General features: G+C 33.6%; 14 protein-coding genes and 1 riboswitch. Of the genes, 5 read left to right on the forward strand and 9 right to left on the reverse strand.

What is annotated here, in order from left to right; translation table 11 throughout:
- Positions 1–50: 50 nt before the first annotated feature.
- Both FH144_RS02835 and FH144_RS02840 read right to left on the reverse strand, forming a co-directional pair.
- Positions 51–1,067 (reverse strand): cytochrome d ubiquinol oxidase subunit II, encoded by a 1,017-nt coding sequence (locus FH144_RS02835; protein ID WP_242313572.1) that lies wholly within the window; start codon positions 1,065–1,067, stop codon positions 51–53.
- Positions 1,067–2,419: a cytochrome ubiquinol oxidase subunit I gene (locus FH144_RS02840; protein ID WP_242313573.1), complete on the reverse strand. Its 1,353-nt coding sequence runs from the start codon at positions 2,417–2,419 to the stop codon at positions 1,067–1,069. The genes FH144_RS02835 and FH144_RS02840 overlap by 1 nt, the downstream gene beginning before the upstream one ends.
- A gap of 199 nt (positions 2,420–2,618) precedes the next feature.
- On the opposite strand from FH144_RS02840, the gene FH144_RS02845 reads away from it, so the two are divergent.
- The gene (locus FH144_RS02845; RefSeq protein ID WP_198611173.1) at positions 2,619–2,849 is read left to right on the forward strand and encodes a glutaredoxin family protein; all 231 of its coding nucleotides are present in this window, start codon (positions 2,619–2,621) and stop codon (positions 2,847–2,849) included.
- 93 nt (positions 2,850–2,942) lie between these two features.
- Here FH144_RS02845 and ptsP read toward each other — a convergent pair whose 3' ends face one another.
- From ptsP to auxA, 5 genes are all read right to left on the reverse strand, one after another.
- Positions 2,943–4,658, reverse strand: a complete 1,716-nt coding sequence (ptsP, locus tag FH144_RS02850; RefSeq protein ID WP_198611172.1) for a phosphoenolpyruvate--protein phosphotransferase — start codon at positions 4,656–4,658, stop codon at positions 2,943–2,945.
- Positions 4,659–4,660: 2 nt separating this feature from the next.
- On the reverse strand, positions 4,661–4,927 hold the full coding sequence (locus tag FH144_RS02855; protein WP_011276148.1) for a phosphocarrier protein HPr: 267 nt from the start codon (positions 4,925–4,927) through the stop codon (positions 4,661–4,663).
- A gap of 324 nt (positions 4,928–5,251) precedes the next feature.
- Positions 5,252–5,794 (reverse strand): DUF697 domain-containing protein, encoded by a 543-nt coding sequence (locus FH144_RS02860; RefSeq protein ID WP_242313574.1) that lies wholly within the window; start codon positions 5,792–5,794, stop codon positions 5,252–5,254.
- 59 nt (positions 5,795–5,853) lie between these two features.
- Complete coding sequence (locus FH144_RS02865) at positions 5,854–7,026, reverse strand: class I SAM-dependent rRNA methyltransferase (protein WP_242313575.1); 1,173 nt, start codon at positions 7,024–7,026, stop codon at positions 5,854–5,856.
- 186 nt (positions 7,027–7,212) lie between these two features.
- Positions 7,213–8,508 carry a lipoteichoic acid stability factor AuxA gene (gene auxA / locus FH144_RS02870; RefSeq protein WP_242313576.1) on the reverse strand — a complete coding sequence of 432 codons (1,296 nt, stop codon included), beginning with the start codon at positions 8,506–8,508 and terminating at the stop codon, positions 7,213–7,215.
- A 150-nt stretch (positions 8,509–8,658) separates the two neighbouring features.
- Here auxA and graF point away from each other — a divergent pair, with 150 nt between their 5' ends.
- The 4 genes from graF (at position 8,659) to FH144_RS02890 (ending at position 11,943) form a co-directional block, all read left to right on the forward strand.
- The gene (graF, locus tag FH144_RS02875) at positions 8,659–8,793 is read left to right on the forward strand and encodes a glycopeptide resistance-associated protein GraF (protein ID WP_107506841.1); all 135 of its coding nucleotides are present in this window, start codon (positions 8,659–8,661) and stop codon (positions 8,791–8,793) included.
- A gap of 172 nt (positions 8,794–8,965) precedes the next feature.
- Positions 8,966–9,065: riboswitch (TPP riboswitch) on the forward strand.
- 84 nt (positions 9,066–9,149) lie between these two features.
- Positions 9,150–9,725, forward strand: a complete 576-nt coding sequence (locus FH144_RS02880; protein ID WP_242313577.1) for an ECF transporter S component — start codon at positions 9,150–9,152, stop codon at positions 9,723–9,725.
- A gap of 12 nt (positions 9,726–9,737) precedes the next feature.
- Entirely contained in the window at positions 9,738–11,141 is a 1,404-nt protein-coding gene (locus FH144_RS02885; RefSeq protein ID WP_242313578.1) for an ABC transporter ATP-binding protein, read from the forward strand.
- The gene (locus FH144_RS02890) at positions 11,134–11,943 is read left to right on the forward strand and encodes an energy-coupling factor transporter transmembrane component T family protein (RefSeq protein ID WP_242313579.1); all 810 of its coding nucleotides are present in this window, start codon (positions 11,134–11,136) and stop codon (positions 11,941–11,943) included. Before FH144_RS02885 ends, FH144_RS02890 begins: the two co-directional genes overlap by 8 nt.
- Before the next feature lie 110 nt (positions 11,944–12,053).
- Here FH144_RS02890 and purD read toward each other — a convergent pair whose 3' ends face one another.
- Together purD and purH are read right to left on the reverse strand one after the other, a co-directional pair.
- A complete protein-coding gene (gene purD / locus FH144_RS02895) occupies positions 12,054–13,295 on the reverse strand; it encodes a phosphoribosylamine--glycine ligase (RefSeq protein ID WP_242313580.1) in 1,242 nt (413 codons plus the stop codon).
- A 36-nt stretch (positions 13,296–13,331) separates the two neighbouring features.
- A complete protein-coding gene (gene purH, locus FH144_RS02900; RefSeq protein WP_242313581.1) occupies positions 13,332–14,810 on the reverse strand; it encodes a bifunctional phosphoribosylaminoimidazolecarboxamide formyltransferase/IMP cyclohydrolase in 1,479 nt (492 codons plus the stop codon).

A 14,810-nucleotide genomic window follows, 5' to 3' on the forward strand; every position in this document is an offset into this window, starting at 1 on the left:
CAATTCTAACAATACAATGATGACTATCTCGGCTCCTTTCTATATGTTAATTATTTCTTTCCTTCCACGTACTCTTTATCGAAGACGAATAATCTTAATAATAATATTAACGATGGAATTAATAAAAGTAAACCTAAAACAAATACGATAACTAGAGCTAAGCCCATAGAGTCATTAACACTAGAATCAGATAATTTAATATAAGGATATAACAGATAAGGTAATTTACTTAAGCCATAACCGTAAAAGGCAAAGCCCATCTGTAAAATAACCATTATAAAAGCTAATCCATGATATTTTTTCATCAAATTCAATACGCCTGCAATTAAGAAGAAGACAAAACTAATGGCGAACATCCACCAATAATTAGTTACCGCATTATAGAAATGATCTGAGTTTTGAATTCTTAAGGATAAGAAGACAAATAATGAAATAATAATCATCGGCGGGCCCCAAAACATGAACCACTGACGCATAAAGTGATAGGCAACTTTATCTTTAGCCTTCGAAGCATAGTAAGTTAAAAAGCCCGAAGAAATATAGAGTACACTAACGATGGCTAAGAAAACTACGGCCCATGCATAGGGACTTAATAAGAGTTGAAGCCAATCTAAATCAAGATGAGAGCCATGTTCAGTAATATAGCCCCCTTCTGAAATAGTTAATACTGTAGCTAAAGATGCTGGGATTAATAGTCCGGTTAAACCATATAGAAATATCCATGGTAATTTTGTATCTTGACCGTAATGTTCAAAGGCGTAAAAACTACCTCTTACTGAAATCAGTATTAGCGCAATTGACCCAGGTACTAGTAATACTGTACCTAAATAAAGCGCCGAAGCTGGGAAGAACCCTACAAACCCTACGAAGAAGAATACAAAGAAGACATTAGTTACTTCCCAAACTGGGTTAAGATATCGTTCAACTAAGTGGTTAATTTTCTTTTCTTCACCTGTCAGCTTAGAATGCAATGTAAAGAAACCAGCCCCAAAATCAATTAAAGCGACGATAATATAGAGAAATAGGAATGTCCATAATACTGTAATACCAATACTAGTATAATCCATTATTCATGACCTCCCTTACCGATGACCTTGTCAACATCCTCTTGCGCAGGTTTATTTTTAAACATACGTAATAATACATAAGCTGAAGTGACTAGTAACACAAAGTATAATAGTCCAAATAATATTGTAACGAGTGTGATACCTCCAGCCTGTGTGGCAGCTTGACTTACACGCATGTATCCTCTGATGATCCATGGTTGACGGCCCATTTCAGTTAAGAACCAACCAAATTCAATCGCTAACATTGAAGCTGGACCAGTAAGTAGAACCGCATAAAGTAAACCTTTGTGAGTCGTATATTTACGTAATTTCTTAATTAGCATAGTTAATATAAATGCACCTGAAATAATGAAACACAATACTCCCATAGAAACCATTAAATCAAAGAAGTAATGGACAATCATTGGTGGAAGTGTGTCCTTAGGAAAGTCATTTAGACCTTCCACTTTGGTATTTACATTGTTATCAGCTAAGAAACTAAGCATACCTGGTATTTTAATAGCACCAGTAATTTCTTGAGTTTTCTCGTTTAACACACCGAAGAATACTAAATCTGCTTTTGAACCTGATTCAAAGTGCCATTCATACGCTGCTAATTTTTCAGGTTGAACTTGATGAAGAAACTTCGCTGATAAATCCCCTGCCAACATAGATAATAATGTTGATAGGAAACCAACGATCATTGTCATTTTCAATGCTTTTTTATGATACTCTGTGTCTTTACTATATTTATTTTTCAACAGCTTAAAGGCTGCAATTGACGCTAAAACAAATGCCATAGTCATCCCTGCTGTCGCAATAACATGGAATGCTCTGACTAAAAATGAAGGATTGAACATGGCTTCAAATGGTTGTACATTCACCATTTTTCCATTTTTCATTTCAAAACCAGCCGGTGTATTCATAAATGAGTTAACCGCTGTAATAAAGAATGCTGAGAATGAACCACCAATAATCACAGGTATACTGATGATAAAGTGAATCCATTTATTTTTGAAACGATCCCAAGTATATAAATAAATACTTAAGAAGATTGCTTCAAAGAAGAATGCAAATGTTTCCATAAATAATGGTAATGCAATAACGTGACCGCCCATTTTCATAAATGTAGGCCATATTAATGATAGTTGTAAACCGATAATCGTACCTGTTACTACACCTACTGCTACAGTAATTGTATAACCTCTCGACCAACGTTTTGCTAAAGCTATATATTTAGGATCCTTATTTTTAATTCCTAAAAATTCTGCGATGGCAAACATTAAAGGCATCCCGACACCGATCGTTGCAAAAATGATGTGCACTGCTAATGTCATACCAGTTAGGAAACGACTAATTTCAACAGAATCCATATCTTAATCTCCTTTTCTTTATCTTTAGATTAAAAATCAATTGACTTAAATTATATTAGTTTCTACATACTAACTAAATTCTTTTGCTTATTTTTTTCGAAAAAAATTAAATAGAATTCACATATTTATCACAGTTTGCAATTCTGTCATAATTTCTTTATAGTATTTTCAGGAAAATTAAAATAAGGAGTGAAATAAGATGTCTCATATTACTATCTATACACAGAATGACTGTCCACCATGTACATTTGTGAAAAATTATTTAAGCGAGCATAACGTAGAATACGAAGAGAAAAACATTACAAATGATACCTATCGTAATGAAATGATGGAATACGATGCGTTTGCCACACCATTTATTCTTCTAAACGATGAGCCAATGTACCAAGTGGATATGGATAAAATTAATAATGCATTTAACATTAACTAGTAACGGTTAAAATTCAAAAAAGCCCTAAGATGACTTCATATGAAATCACCTTAGGGCTATCATTTTAACTTAACATTTTAAGCATACAATGTTTTATTTAGAAATATTATTAACTAAATCTTTAACTTCGTCTTGAGTAGCACAATTAACTGCACGATGAGCTAATTCTGCCATTTCATTTTTGCTTAAACCATTAATTTGTCTTCTAGCTTTTAAGATAGATGTAGAACTCATTGAGAATTCATCTAATCCTAAACCTAATAGTAATGGGATAGCTGTTTCGTCTCCAGCCATTTCGCCACACATACCAGTCCATTTACCTTCTTTATGAGAAGCTTCAATCACTTGTTTTACTAAGCGTAAAATAGCTGGATTGTATGGTTGGTATAAATATGACACGCGTTCTGACATACGGTCGGCAGCCATAGTATATTGAATCAAATCATTTGTACCAATACTGAAGAAATCAACTTCTTTAGCGAAGATATCAGCTAAAGCTGCAGTTGATGGAATTTCAACCATGATACCTAATTCGATATCATCTGCTACATCATGACCATCATTTACAAGCTTTTCTTTTTCTTCTAAAAGAATAGCTTTCGCATCACGGAATTCATTGATTGTAGCTACCATTGGGAACATAATATTCAATTTACCGTACGCTGAAGCACGTAATAAAGCACGCAATTGAGTTCTAAAAATGTCTTGTTGATCTAAACATAAACGAATTGCTCTATATCCTAAGAAAGGATTCATTTCTTTAGGTAGATTTAGATATGGTAGCTCTTTGTCGCCACCAATATCAAGTGTACGCACTACAACGCGTTTATCTTTCATCGTTTCAAGTACTTTTTTATACGCTTCAAATTGCTCTTCTTCAGTTGGCATTTGGTCTCTGCCCATATAAAGGAATTCAGTTCTATATAAACCGATACCTTCAGCGCCATTTTCCATAACACCATATAAATCGTCTGGAGTACCAATGTTTGCTGCTAATTCAGCATGTTCTCCATCGATTGTAACTGTTTCAGCATCACGTAATTTTTGTAATTCTTTTTTATCTTCAAAGAATCTTTCACGTTTATTTTGGTAAGCAATTAATTCGTCTTCAGTAGGGTCGATAATTACGTCGCCAGTTGTACCGTCAACAATAATCATGTCACCTTGTTTAACTTCTTTAGTAATTGATTTAGTACCAACTACTGCTGCAATTTCTAATGAACGACTCATTATTGCTGAGTGACTTGTACGTCCACCAATATTAGTTACGAAACCTTGAACGAATTCTTTATTCAATTGTGCAGTATCAGAAGGTGTTAAATCATTACCTACTACAACTACACTTTCATCAATCATACTTGGGTTTGGTAAATCCACACCGATAAGATGTGCTAACACACGTTTAGAAACGTCTCTAATGTCTGCTGCACGCTCTCTCATGTATTCATTATCCATTGATTCAAAGATAGTAATGAATTGAGTAGTAACTTCATTTAAAGCTTCTGGAGCACTTACTTGTTCATTTTTAATCTTCTCTTCGATAGGTTGAATTAACTCAGGATCATCAAGAACTAATAAATGTGCATCAAAGATAGCAGCTTTATCAGGACCTAATTGTTTTTCCGCATTATTTCTAATTTTAGTTAATTCGATTTTAGAAGCTTCTAACGCATTTCTAAATTTTTGAATTTCAGCATCAGTATCTGTCACTTTTTCATTAGCGAACGATAAATCTGGTTCTACTAATAAATAAGCTTTAGCAATTGCTACACCATCTGATGCAGCAATACCATTAATTAGTTTAGACATAATTATTCAGTTAAACCTTCTTTAGATAAGACATCACTGATTGCTTGAATTGCATCTGCTTCATCGCTTCCGTCAGCATAGATAGTGATTTCAGCATCTTTACCTACACCTAAACTCATAACACCCATGATTGATTTTAAATTAACTTTTTTACCGTTATATTCTAATTGAATATCTGAATCAAATTTTGATGCAGTTTGAACTAACATAGTTGCTGGACGTGCATGAATACCTGTTTCGTCGATAATTACATAAGATTTTTGTTCCATAATCGATTTCTCCTTCGAAAAGTTAGAATATTCAAATTTGTCATAATCTAACATAATTTTATACCATAACACTACCAAATTATAATAACTAATTCAATTCTAATACTATTGAAATACTATCCTAATCATTAATTATATTAATGGAAAAGTGTTCTAAATTACTATATTATGTTTCTATTCTTCAATATCTATACTTACTTTAGTTTCTATTGAAATCGTTTAAGCAATTTAAGGTTAAATTATATCTAGAATGACAAACTTTAAAACCATCTTAATATAGCTTTAACATTAAGCTCACTTCAATTATACTACAACATTTTGCTTTTAAATAATATCATTAAGAACTTTTTCGCATTTTTCGATATGATCTCGTCCTAATTTATTCATGAAATAGTAGCTAATTGAAGCTGACACGGCTTGTCCTACTACTGGGAACCATCTAGTTTGTTTTGCAGCTGTACGTTTTGCCATATCTCTAATAATCATTTTTAGCATCGCACTTGTCACTTTTCTACCTATAAATGAACTACCTTGAATTGCTGCAGCGGCTAAAATTCGCTCTTTAGCATCATCGCCTAACGTGTTCACTTGCTTATGATCAAGTCCATAAATTTTGTTAATATCTTCAATAATATCTCTAGTCAATTTGATATCTACGCCAAAATCTAGTCCAGGAATAGGTACTACAGTCATACTTGAAGATAATAGTGATTTTTTCTTAACAATCGATTCAGCTTTAGCTCTACGTTCTGCTATTTCTTCTTTAGTAGTTGGTAAAATGCTTTTTTCTTTAATTTCTTCAATATTTAAAACTCTGTTACCTACTTTATTAGTAACGCCGCTTGTTAGTCTATTCATTATACTCATGCTTAGACACACACCTTCCTTTAATCATTTATTAAACAGTTATACCCAATTTTATTGTTTTAATGCTTAATATTTAAGAAAACGGCTTTCAAATACTTAGATGGTTTGTAGTGAGGATGCGTTTTAAAATCTTTCGGCAAGCCCATTACTTCTTTAATTTCATATTCCACGCCAGCATTTTCTAATGTACTTTTTATAACATTTTTAAATGATTTCAATGGGAATACACTAGAATTGGTACATAATAATAATGAACCATTAGGGGCTAAAACTTCTAGAGCGCCGTTAATTAAATCATCATAATTTTTTTGTACAGAGAATGTTTTTTTCTTGTTACGCGCAAAACTAGGTGGATCAATCACAATTGTGTCATATTCCTTACCGTGTCGTGCTGCATAATTATAGAAATCAAATGTATCCATTACATAGATGTATTGACTTTTAGGATCGATAGCATTTAAACCGAAATTCTCTTCTGTTAACGCGCGTGAACGATTGGCTAAGTCGACACTTGTAGTATGCTCAGCATGTTTGGCAGCAACTACTGAGAAAGCACCTGTATAACTGAATAAATTCAGTATTTTTCTTCCTTCTGAAAATTGGTCACGTAATTTTTTACGTACCTCTTTTTGATCTAAAAATATGCCAGTCATTAACCCATCATCTAAATCTACATTATAAAACGTGAAATTCTCTTCAATCACAATTGGAAATTCAGGTGTGTCACCTAGCACATGACCACCAGTGTACTCTGAATCTTTAAAGCGCATCTTCTCATAAATAGAGCTAAACTCAAATACTTGTTGAATTGCTTCAATAACATTGTAGCGGAATTTATACACGCCTCTTGAGTACCATTGAATCAGTAAATGACCGTTATAATTATCAATCGTTAAGCCACCAACGCCGTCACCTTCCGCATTAAATAATCTATAGGCATTAGTGCCTTCGATGTGACGATAATATTCTCGTTCTTCTAAGGCTTGTTTAAATAATTTTACGAAAAATGGCGTATTAATGTCTTCATTTTGATCATAACTTAATACCCAACCTAAACCTTTATGTTGACGACCTACATAAGCTGTCGCAACATATCGGTTATCCTCAGTGACTAATTGAAATAAATCGCCTTCTTTTAAATGATCGTGTTGGTAAATATCATCTTCGTTTACCAATGGATATTGATTTAAATATTTTGTTTCTTTTCCTTTATTTAACGTTGCTATTTTCATTATCGAATTCTCCTATTTAAATCATATTTATACTTACTTTTACTTTTTGAAAATGTTTCTTATTTAGGCACGTTACCATTTTAACAAATTTGAAATTTTCATTACACACATTAACGTCAAATCAGCAAAACTAAAGGCCAAGACATTTTATATAAATGTCCCAGCCTCTTAGCGAAACGTATTCAATTATGGCCGTTCTCTTAATTGTAATGTAAATGCGACGATGACTGCAATTAACATTAAAATTAAAGTTGGCGTAATAAACACAGATAAAAGCAAACCATGGATCATAATATTAATAAATTCTGTTAACAATTTAAAGAATAGAATGCTTATCATAAAGAGTTGTAAATAATAAAACTTACCTCTTAAGAAATGTGTCAATGTGGTAGCAACATAGATAATAATGATGAACATTAACAATAATAATGTTATCCATTCAATTACATATTGAGTTTGTGATAACTCCCATTCACCAGACACAAATAAAGCATTTCTGTTATTAAATTCTATAAAAGTAAATAAGAATAAAATGAAACCACAGAAGATTTCTACATAAGCAGGTTTAATCCATTTAGGACGTCTCATCCAACTTGGAATATCGTCCTCTTCGATGTTAAAGATATTTTTAAATTTGTTTTTAAACTTATCACGTTTAGATCTGATTTTATCTAAATCTACACTTCTTCTCGTCTTATGTGCATATTCGGATGTTTTATCTTGTAGTTGTTTAAAATGAACTTTAGATTGATTCGAAACATTTCCTTTACTTGCTCTTGATAATTCAGGTTCTTCTTCACCAAGTTCTTCCTTAGTTAATGGTAATGCGCGTCTTAGGAATAAGAAATTCCAGATAGAAGCTTGCGCTAATAACCACATAACTAAAAAGAATGTATTTACGCTTAAAATATCAATTGGTGCAATTTCATTTGCATCAATTTTACCGTATAACGAAATTTGGGTAATTAAATAACTTATTCCGTATGAAATAATTATCCATAGATAATGACTTTTTCTATTTTCCTGATTAAGTTCATCTTTATAAACGATATATCCAGTATGAATAATAAATGGAAAAACAAAAATCACTGCCCAAAAGCCATATACTTGAGTCATTAAGGTAATTGTAATAAGGAAGTATAAAACACCAATAATTAAAAAGAATATTGAGATGTCGTAATCATATTTAGTAGTACGGTATAATGTATAACCAATAAACATTACAATAATACCAAATAAAATAATTATGACTGCACTTATAATAGGAAAGTTGCCTATGAATCTACTCATCACTCTAATAATTTCACTGAAGAATGCATTAAGGAAGTCCCATAAATTATGAATTTTTAATTCAGCTTTATTTTTATCCTTTAATTCATTGATTAAAGGTAAATTAACTAAAATAATGAGACCCGTGAAGAGTGAAACGAGACCGATAAGATAACTATAAATTATCTCGGTGTGTTTCTTAAGAAAAGACATACTGTTCACCTCAAAATTCATTATATATGAAGTTGTTACTCTTGTCTTTATTAAAGAATAAAATACAACTTGAGACCTATAAAAGTTTATCTTTATTTCTAATGGGTAGACTATAACTGTAATAATTATTCGTATAAGGAGTGTTGCATTATGACAAACGAAGATGCTAAAAAATTATCAGCTGAAAAAGCTAAAGAAGTAGAAGAAAAATTAAAAGACCAAAACGAAGAAAAAACTAATGACACTGAACAAACTAAAAAAGATGTTCAAGACACTTTAGACTAATTTAGACATATAAGTATGGTGGCTACCAATCCCCTAACGTGGATTGGTAGTTTTTTTTATGTTCTAAAATAAATAAATATAAAATCTATAAATTCCTATCAGTTTTAACCAAAATCCCTGAATGACCTTGACATTAATTAGGAAAAGTCATACATTTAAACTAAATTAAATAACAACGCACTAGGGGTGTGTATGCTGAGATGAGGTGTAGCCTCAAACCCTTCGAACCTGAACTAGCTAAGACTAGCGTAGGAAAGTGTTGCTAACATAAATAATTTCAACTTTTATATAAAGTATTTTATTTGAGACGCACAACTTTCTACGGAGGGTTGTGCGTTTTTTTAGGAGGAAACTTTATGTCAAAAGGTTTAAAGCTTTCAGAAATATTAGTAACTGTACTGATTGCTGTAGTATTTGCAATTATTTATAACTTATGGTGGTTTGCATACAACGTAGCACAAGTTGCAGGTCTTCATATTGAGCAACTCACATACGGCGTTTGGTTTATGGCTGCTATCGTCGCATATTTAATTATTCCTAAACCAGGTATCGCCTTAATTGCAGAATTTGCTGCTGGTGCTGGTGAAACTATTGTTATGGGTAAATTTGATATTCCAACGATTATTTATGCCATTTTACAAGGTTTAGCATGTGAAATCATTTTCGCTATTTTTAAATATAAATCAAGATCTTTAATGGTAGCGGCATTAGCTGGTTTAACTACAGCGCTTATTTCATTCCCAGTAGATTATTTCTACGGTTATTTAAATGAAGTAGCAGGTTGGAACTTACTATTATTCATTGTTTTCCGTGCGATTAGCGGTATCGTAGTTGCCGGATTACTATCTTATTATATTGTCAAAGCGTTGGATCAAACTGGCGTAACCAAACTATTCCGTCCAGCTTCTCAAAAAGACTACGACAACCTATAAGGGGAAATCATTGTGTTAAAAGCAAAAAATTTACGTCTTAAATATCCAAATGGCGAAAGAAAAATTTTCGATAATTTAAATATTGAAATTAAAGATAAAGAAAAAGTGCTTTTACTAGGTCCTTCTGGATCTGGTAAAAGCACATTGCTTAATGTGCTAAGTGGTATTGTTCCTAATTTAATAGAACTACCTATGAAATATGATGAATTAGAAATTAATCAACAATCAGGGGTTATCTTTCAAGATCCAGATACTCAATTTTGTATGCCGAAAGTTTATGAAGAATTAGCTTTCGTTTTAGAAAATAAGAAAGTCCCACGTAGTGAAATGGACGAACAAATTCAACAAGCCCTTGCTTCTGTGAATTTAAATGTAACTGACACTACATATGTTAACCACTTGAGTGGCGGGATGAAACAGAAATTAGCTATTGTGGAAACTATTTTACAAGAAGCTGATACGCTCTTCCTAGACGAACCTACGGCAATGTTAGATGTAGACGCTACGGCGGATTTGTGGAAACGATTAATTCATTTATGGACGGATCAAACAGTGCTTATCGTTGAACATAAAGTTGAACATATATGGCAACACGTTGATCGCGTTATCTTAATGAACTATGAGGGAGAAATCATTGCCGATAATACACCTGATTACATCTTACAAAATTGCGAAGAGTTACTAACTGAATTCGGTGTTTGGCATCCTCATGCGTGGAATCATGCACCAGAACGTTATGCTCTTTCTCCTGATTACAATAAAACAATTTTCTCATATAAAGATGGGCGAGTTACTCGTGGTAAGAAAGACTTATTCCAAATACCAGAATTATCTATTTATCCTGGTGAATGGATTACAGTTACTGGGAAAAATGGTACTGGAAAGACTACTCTTCTCGAATCTATAATGCAGTTAATAAAATATAAAGGGCAAATGCATTACGAAGATACTTTATTGAAGAAAATTAAAGATGCAGCACAACATATGTATCTCGTTTATCAAAATCCAGAGTTACAATTCATTACAAACTCTGTATATGAGGAAATACATATTCATTACAACCATCAAGAACCAAAAAAAGCCGAAGCACAAACGCAACGTCTTTTGAGTTTATTGCATTTGGAAAATGTTAAAAACCAACACCCATTTGAATTATCAATGGGACAAAAACGTCGCTTAAGTGTAGCGACCGCGTTAAGTTCAAAAGCTGAAATTATTTTATTAGATGAACCAACTTTTGGTCTAGATAGTCATAATACATTTCAATTAATTGAACTTTTCCAAGAACGTGTTGCTAAAGGGCAAACGATTGTCATGGTTACGCATGATCCAGAAATCATACACCGTTACCCTACACGTCGCTTAAACGTGGACAATGGAAAACTCGTGAAAATGGAAGGTGAAGCACATGTTTGAGCGTTGGAAAAAACGATTCACATTCGTTGATGATGTAAATATCATAACTAAGTTATTGTTTGGCGTCGCTTTATTCTTCTTTATCATTTTCGTCCATAACTTTGATTACATGATTTACATTACTTTATTAATGTTTATATTCTTAATGTTATTTAATGGCACTGAACTTAAGATAACTGGGTCTTTTCTCCTAGTTACCGTATTCTTTGCCCTACTATCATCATTATTTATGATTCTGTATGGTGACGGTACACACATGCTATTCACTTGGGGAATTATCCAAATTAGTATAGAAAGTATCGTACGTGGTATACATTTATCCTTACGGACAATTACAGTATCAATGTTTGGTATCTTAATTGCGTTAACTTCACAAATCGTCATGATATTCTATAGTTTAATGCAACATCTAAAAATCAAACCTAAAATTGCCTATGCCTTTATGGCAGCAATCAGAATGGTACCTTTAATCTTTACATCACTGATCCAACTTAGACGTTCTTTAAAAATGCGCTATCAAATGATTGATGCTTCGAATTATCGAGGGTTAAAACGTTTCAAACACTTAATCATTCCGATTTTAAGTCAAAATATACGTCGTGCCCATCAATTATCAGTAGCCATGGAATCTAAAGGATTTAAAGATGGACCAAGAACGTATTATTATAAAGCTCCATTCTCATATAAAGATATACTATTCGTGATCTGTTTAATTGGTATTTTAGCTTTAGCTTTCTATCTATCACAAACCTTCCCAATTACCGGCATTACCGATGCTCGTGTTTCTGGAAAAGTAGGCTAAGTTAAAAGCGAATATAGAAAAACTAGCTCTGAAAAAGTCTAATCGTAGATTTTTCAGAGCTAGTTTTATAGTTAGAGAGAAAGTAAACTTTCCTTTCTTACCTATCACTTTTATTTTTTCAATGCTTTATTTCCTATGTCTTTACGGTAGAATAATTGGTCGCTTTCTACGCGTTCAACGTTTTGGTATGCGGCTTTTTGTGCGGCTTCAATCGTTTGTCCTTTTCCAATAGCGAGAAGTACTCTTCCTCCTGAGGTTACAAAGTCATCATTCTCTTTACGTAACCCGCTCACAAAGTACTCATCATTCAACTTGAAGCCTGAGACTTTGGCGCCTTTATTATATAATCCAGGATAGCCTTTAGAAGCTAACATAACGCCGACGACGAAATCATTATGCCATTGGAAACGAATAGGCTCTTTACGATCTAAAGCGACGATTTGAGCCATTAAATCACTTTCAAGACGGCTTAATAGCACTTGTGCTTCCGGATCGCCAAAACGGGCATTAAATTCAATGACTTTAGGTCCTTCTGACGTTAAAATCGCACCAATATATAATAAACCAAAATAGTTATAACCCTCTGCTTTCAACGCTTTAGCAATTGGTTGCGCAATCTCTTGATTCGTGCGATTCAATACCCCTTCACTAATATGTGGCACTGGACAATATGCACCCATTCCACCCGTATTTGTCCCTTCATCATTATCATAAGCACGCTTATGATCTTGTGCAATACAATCGAACGGCACTGCGTATTCTTCATTAACAAACGTCATTAGCGAGAATTCTTCACCTTCTAAGAATTGTTCGAAAACGACTTTCCCTTGTTCTTCAGGATACACTTCTTCGACCGCTTCGATTGCTTCTTCACGAGTATGGGCGATGATAACGCCTTTACCTGCTGCGAGGCCGTCTTTCTTCACGACGATAGGTAACTCACATGTATTAACGAAATCTAATGCTTCTGTTTTATTGTTAGTTTCTTTATAATCCGCAGTCGGAATATGATATTTAGCCATAAGCTGTTTAGCGAATAATTTAGATCCTTCTATTTGAGCAGCATCTTTATTAGGACCAAAGACTTTAACACCAGCTTCACGTAATTTATCAGGTAGTCCATCGATTAATGGTTGCTCTGGCCCTACGATAACCCACTCAATTTGCTGTTGAGCTACAAAATCCAATATCTTTTCATGATCATTTTCAGCGATGTCTGAATGCACTTCCGCTAGCGTTACCATCGCATCATTGCCAGGAATAGCATATAATTGTTTAACTAAAGGCGATTGACTCAATTTAGAAACTAATGCATGCTCTCGACCACCAGCACCAATAACTAATACTTTCATTTGAAATACCCCTTTCCATATCTATAGTTTTAATAATTAGTGTTTAAAGTGACGCATGCCTGTCGTTACCATAGCAATGCCATATTTATTTGCCATATCTATAGATTCTTGGTCTTTAATAGAACCACCAGGTTGTATAATGGCTTTAATGCCATGTTGTGCAGCTAATTCAACCGTATCGCCCATTGGGAAAAATCCATCTGAGATTAATGCGACGTTTTCATTGATTTCAATTGCTCGTTCTAACGCAATTTTTGCAGCGCCTACACGATTCATTTGTCCTGCGCCAATACCTACTGTTTGTTTATGATTACTCAAGATGACCGCATTACTTTTTACAGATGGAATAACTTTCCAACCTAATAACATAGCTTCCCATTGATCATCGGTCGGTTCAACTTCAGTCACTACCTTCATCTCTTCTTTAGCAACTTCATAATTATCTTTATCTTGAACTAAATAACCACCTGATACCGATACAAATTCTTCTTCACGTTTATCAACAGTCATATCAATTTCTAATAAACGAATATTTTTCTTTTTCGTTAAAATATCTAATGCTTCATCAGTAAATCTTGGGGCAATAACCACTTCTAAAAAGATTGAATGCAACGTCTCAGCTAGCTCACGTGTGACTGTTCTATTTAAAGCAATAATGCCTCCAAATATTGATTGATTATCAGCGTCATAAGCGTTTTTAAAGGCGATTTCAATATTTTCACCTATACCTACACCACATGGATTCATATGCTTAACAGCCACAGCGACCGCTTCATCGAACTTCTTCACTAAGGCAAGCGCAGAATCGGCATCCTTAATATTGTTATAACTTAATGCTTTACCATGTAACTGTTTTGCCCCAGCAATCGTATGTTTACTTGTAGATGTGCGGACAAAACGAGCTGATTGTTGAGGATTCTCCCCATATCTTAATTGTTCACTATCTCCTTTAAAGAAGCTCACAATCGCATGGTCATATTCGTTTGTATGATCAAAGACTTTAATCATTAATTCCTTGCGATAGTCTTCATCTAACCGATTTTCTTTAATACGTTCAATTACTTCATTATAGTCAGCCGGATGTACGACTGTAGTGACGTGTTTAAAGTTTTTAGCTGCTGCACGCAACATGGTAGGCCCACCGATATCAATATTTTCAATGGCATCTTCTTCTGTGACATCTGGATTGGCCACTGTTTTTTGAAAAGGATATAAGTTTACGACCACCATATCGATTAAATCAATGTGATGTTCTGATAATTGCTCAAGATGTTCAGGTTTACTACGATCAGCCAAGATACCACCATGTACGGCAGGATGTAACGTTTTTACGCGTCCGTCCATAATTTCAGGAAATTGAGTTAAATCAGAAACAGATTTGACTGGGACAGCCGCTTCCTCTAAAGCACGTTTCGTTCCACCAGTTGAATATAATTCATAATCTAAGTTGCTTAACGCCTTAGCAAATTCTACTATTCCACTTTTGTTTGAGACACTTAAAATTGCTTTTTTCAT

The sequence above is a fragment of the Staphylococcus sp. acrmy genome, from assembly GCF_022690565.1.
GTDB classification, from domain to species: domain Bacteria; phylum Bacillota; class Bacilli; order Staphylococcales; family Staphylococcaceae; genus Staphylococcus; species Staphylococcus caledonicus.

Bases quoted from the DNA above. Each gene is read 5' to 3' on its own strand.
- FH144_RS02835 (WP_242313572.1), bottom strand. From the start codon at position 1,067: ATGGATTATACTAGTATTGGTATTACAGTATTATGGACATTCCTATTT.
- FH144_RS02840 (WP_242313573.1), bottom strand. From the start codon at position 2,419: ATGGATTCTGTTGAAATTAGTCGTTTCCTAACTGGTATGACATTAGCA.
- FH144_RS02845 (WP_198611173.1), top strand. From the start codon at position 2,619: ATGTCTCATATTACTATCTATACACAGAATGACTGTCCACCATGTACA.
- ptsP (WP_198611172.1), bottom strand. From the start codon at position 4,658: ATGTCTAAACTAATTAATGGTATTGCTGCATCAGATGGTGTAGCAATT.
- FH144_RS02855 (WP_011276148.1), bottom strand. From the start codon at position 4,927: ATGGAACAAAAATCTTATGTAATTATCGACGAAACAGGTATTCATGCA.
- FH144_RS02860 (WP_242313574.1), bottom strand. From the start codon at position 5,794: ATGAGTATAATGAATAGACTAACAAGCGGCGTTACTAATAAAGTAGGT.
- FH144_RS02865 (WP_242313575.1), bottom strand. From the start codon at position 7,026: ATGAAAATAGCAACGTTAAATAAAGGAAAAGAAACAAAATATTTAAAT.
- auxA (WP_242313576.1), bottom strand. From the start codon at position 8,508: ATGTCTTTTCTTAAGAAACACACCGAGATAATTTATAGTTATCTTATC.
- graF (WP_107506841.1), top strand. From the start codon at position 8,659: ATGACAAACGAAGATGCTAAAAAATTATCAGCTGAAAAAGCTAAAGAA.
- FH144_RS02880 (WP_242313577.1), top strand. From the start codon at position 9,150: ATGTCAAAAGGTTTAAAGCTTTCAGAAATATTAGTAACTGTACTGATT.
- FH144_RS02890 (WP_242313579.1), top strand. From the start codon at position 11,134: ATGTTTGAGCGTTGGAAAAAACGATTCACATTCGTTGATGATGTAAAT.
- purD (WP_242313580.1), bottom strand. From the start codon at position 13,295: ATGAAAGTATTAGTTATTGGTGCTGGTGGTCGAGAGCATGCATTAGTT.
- purH (WP_242313581.1), bottom strand. From the start codon at position 14,810: ATGAAAAAAGCAATTTTAAGTGTCTCAAACAAAAGTGGAATAGTAGAA.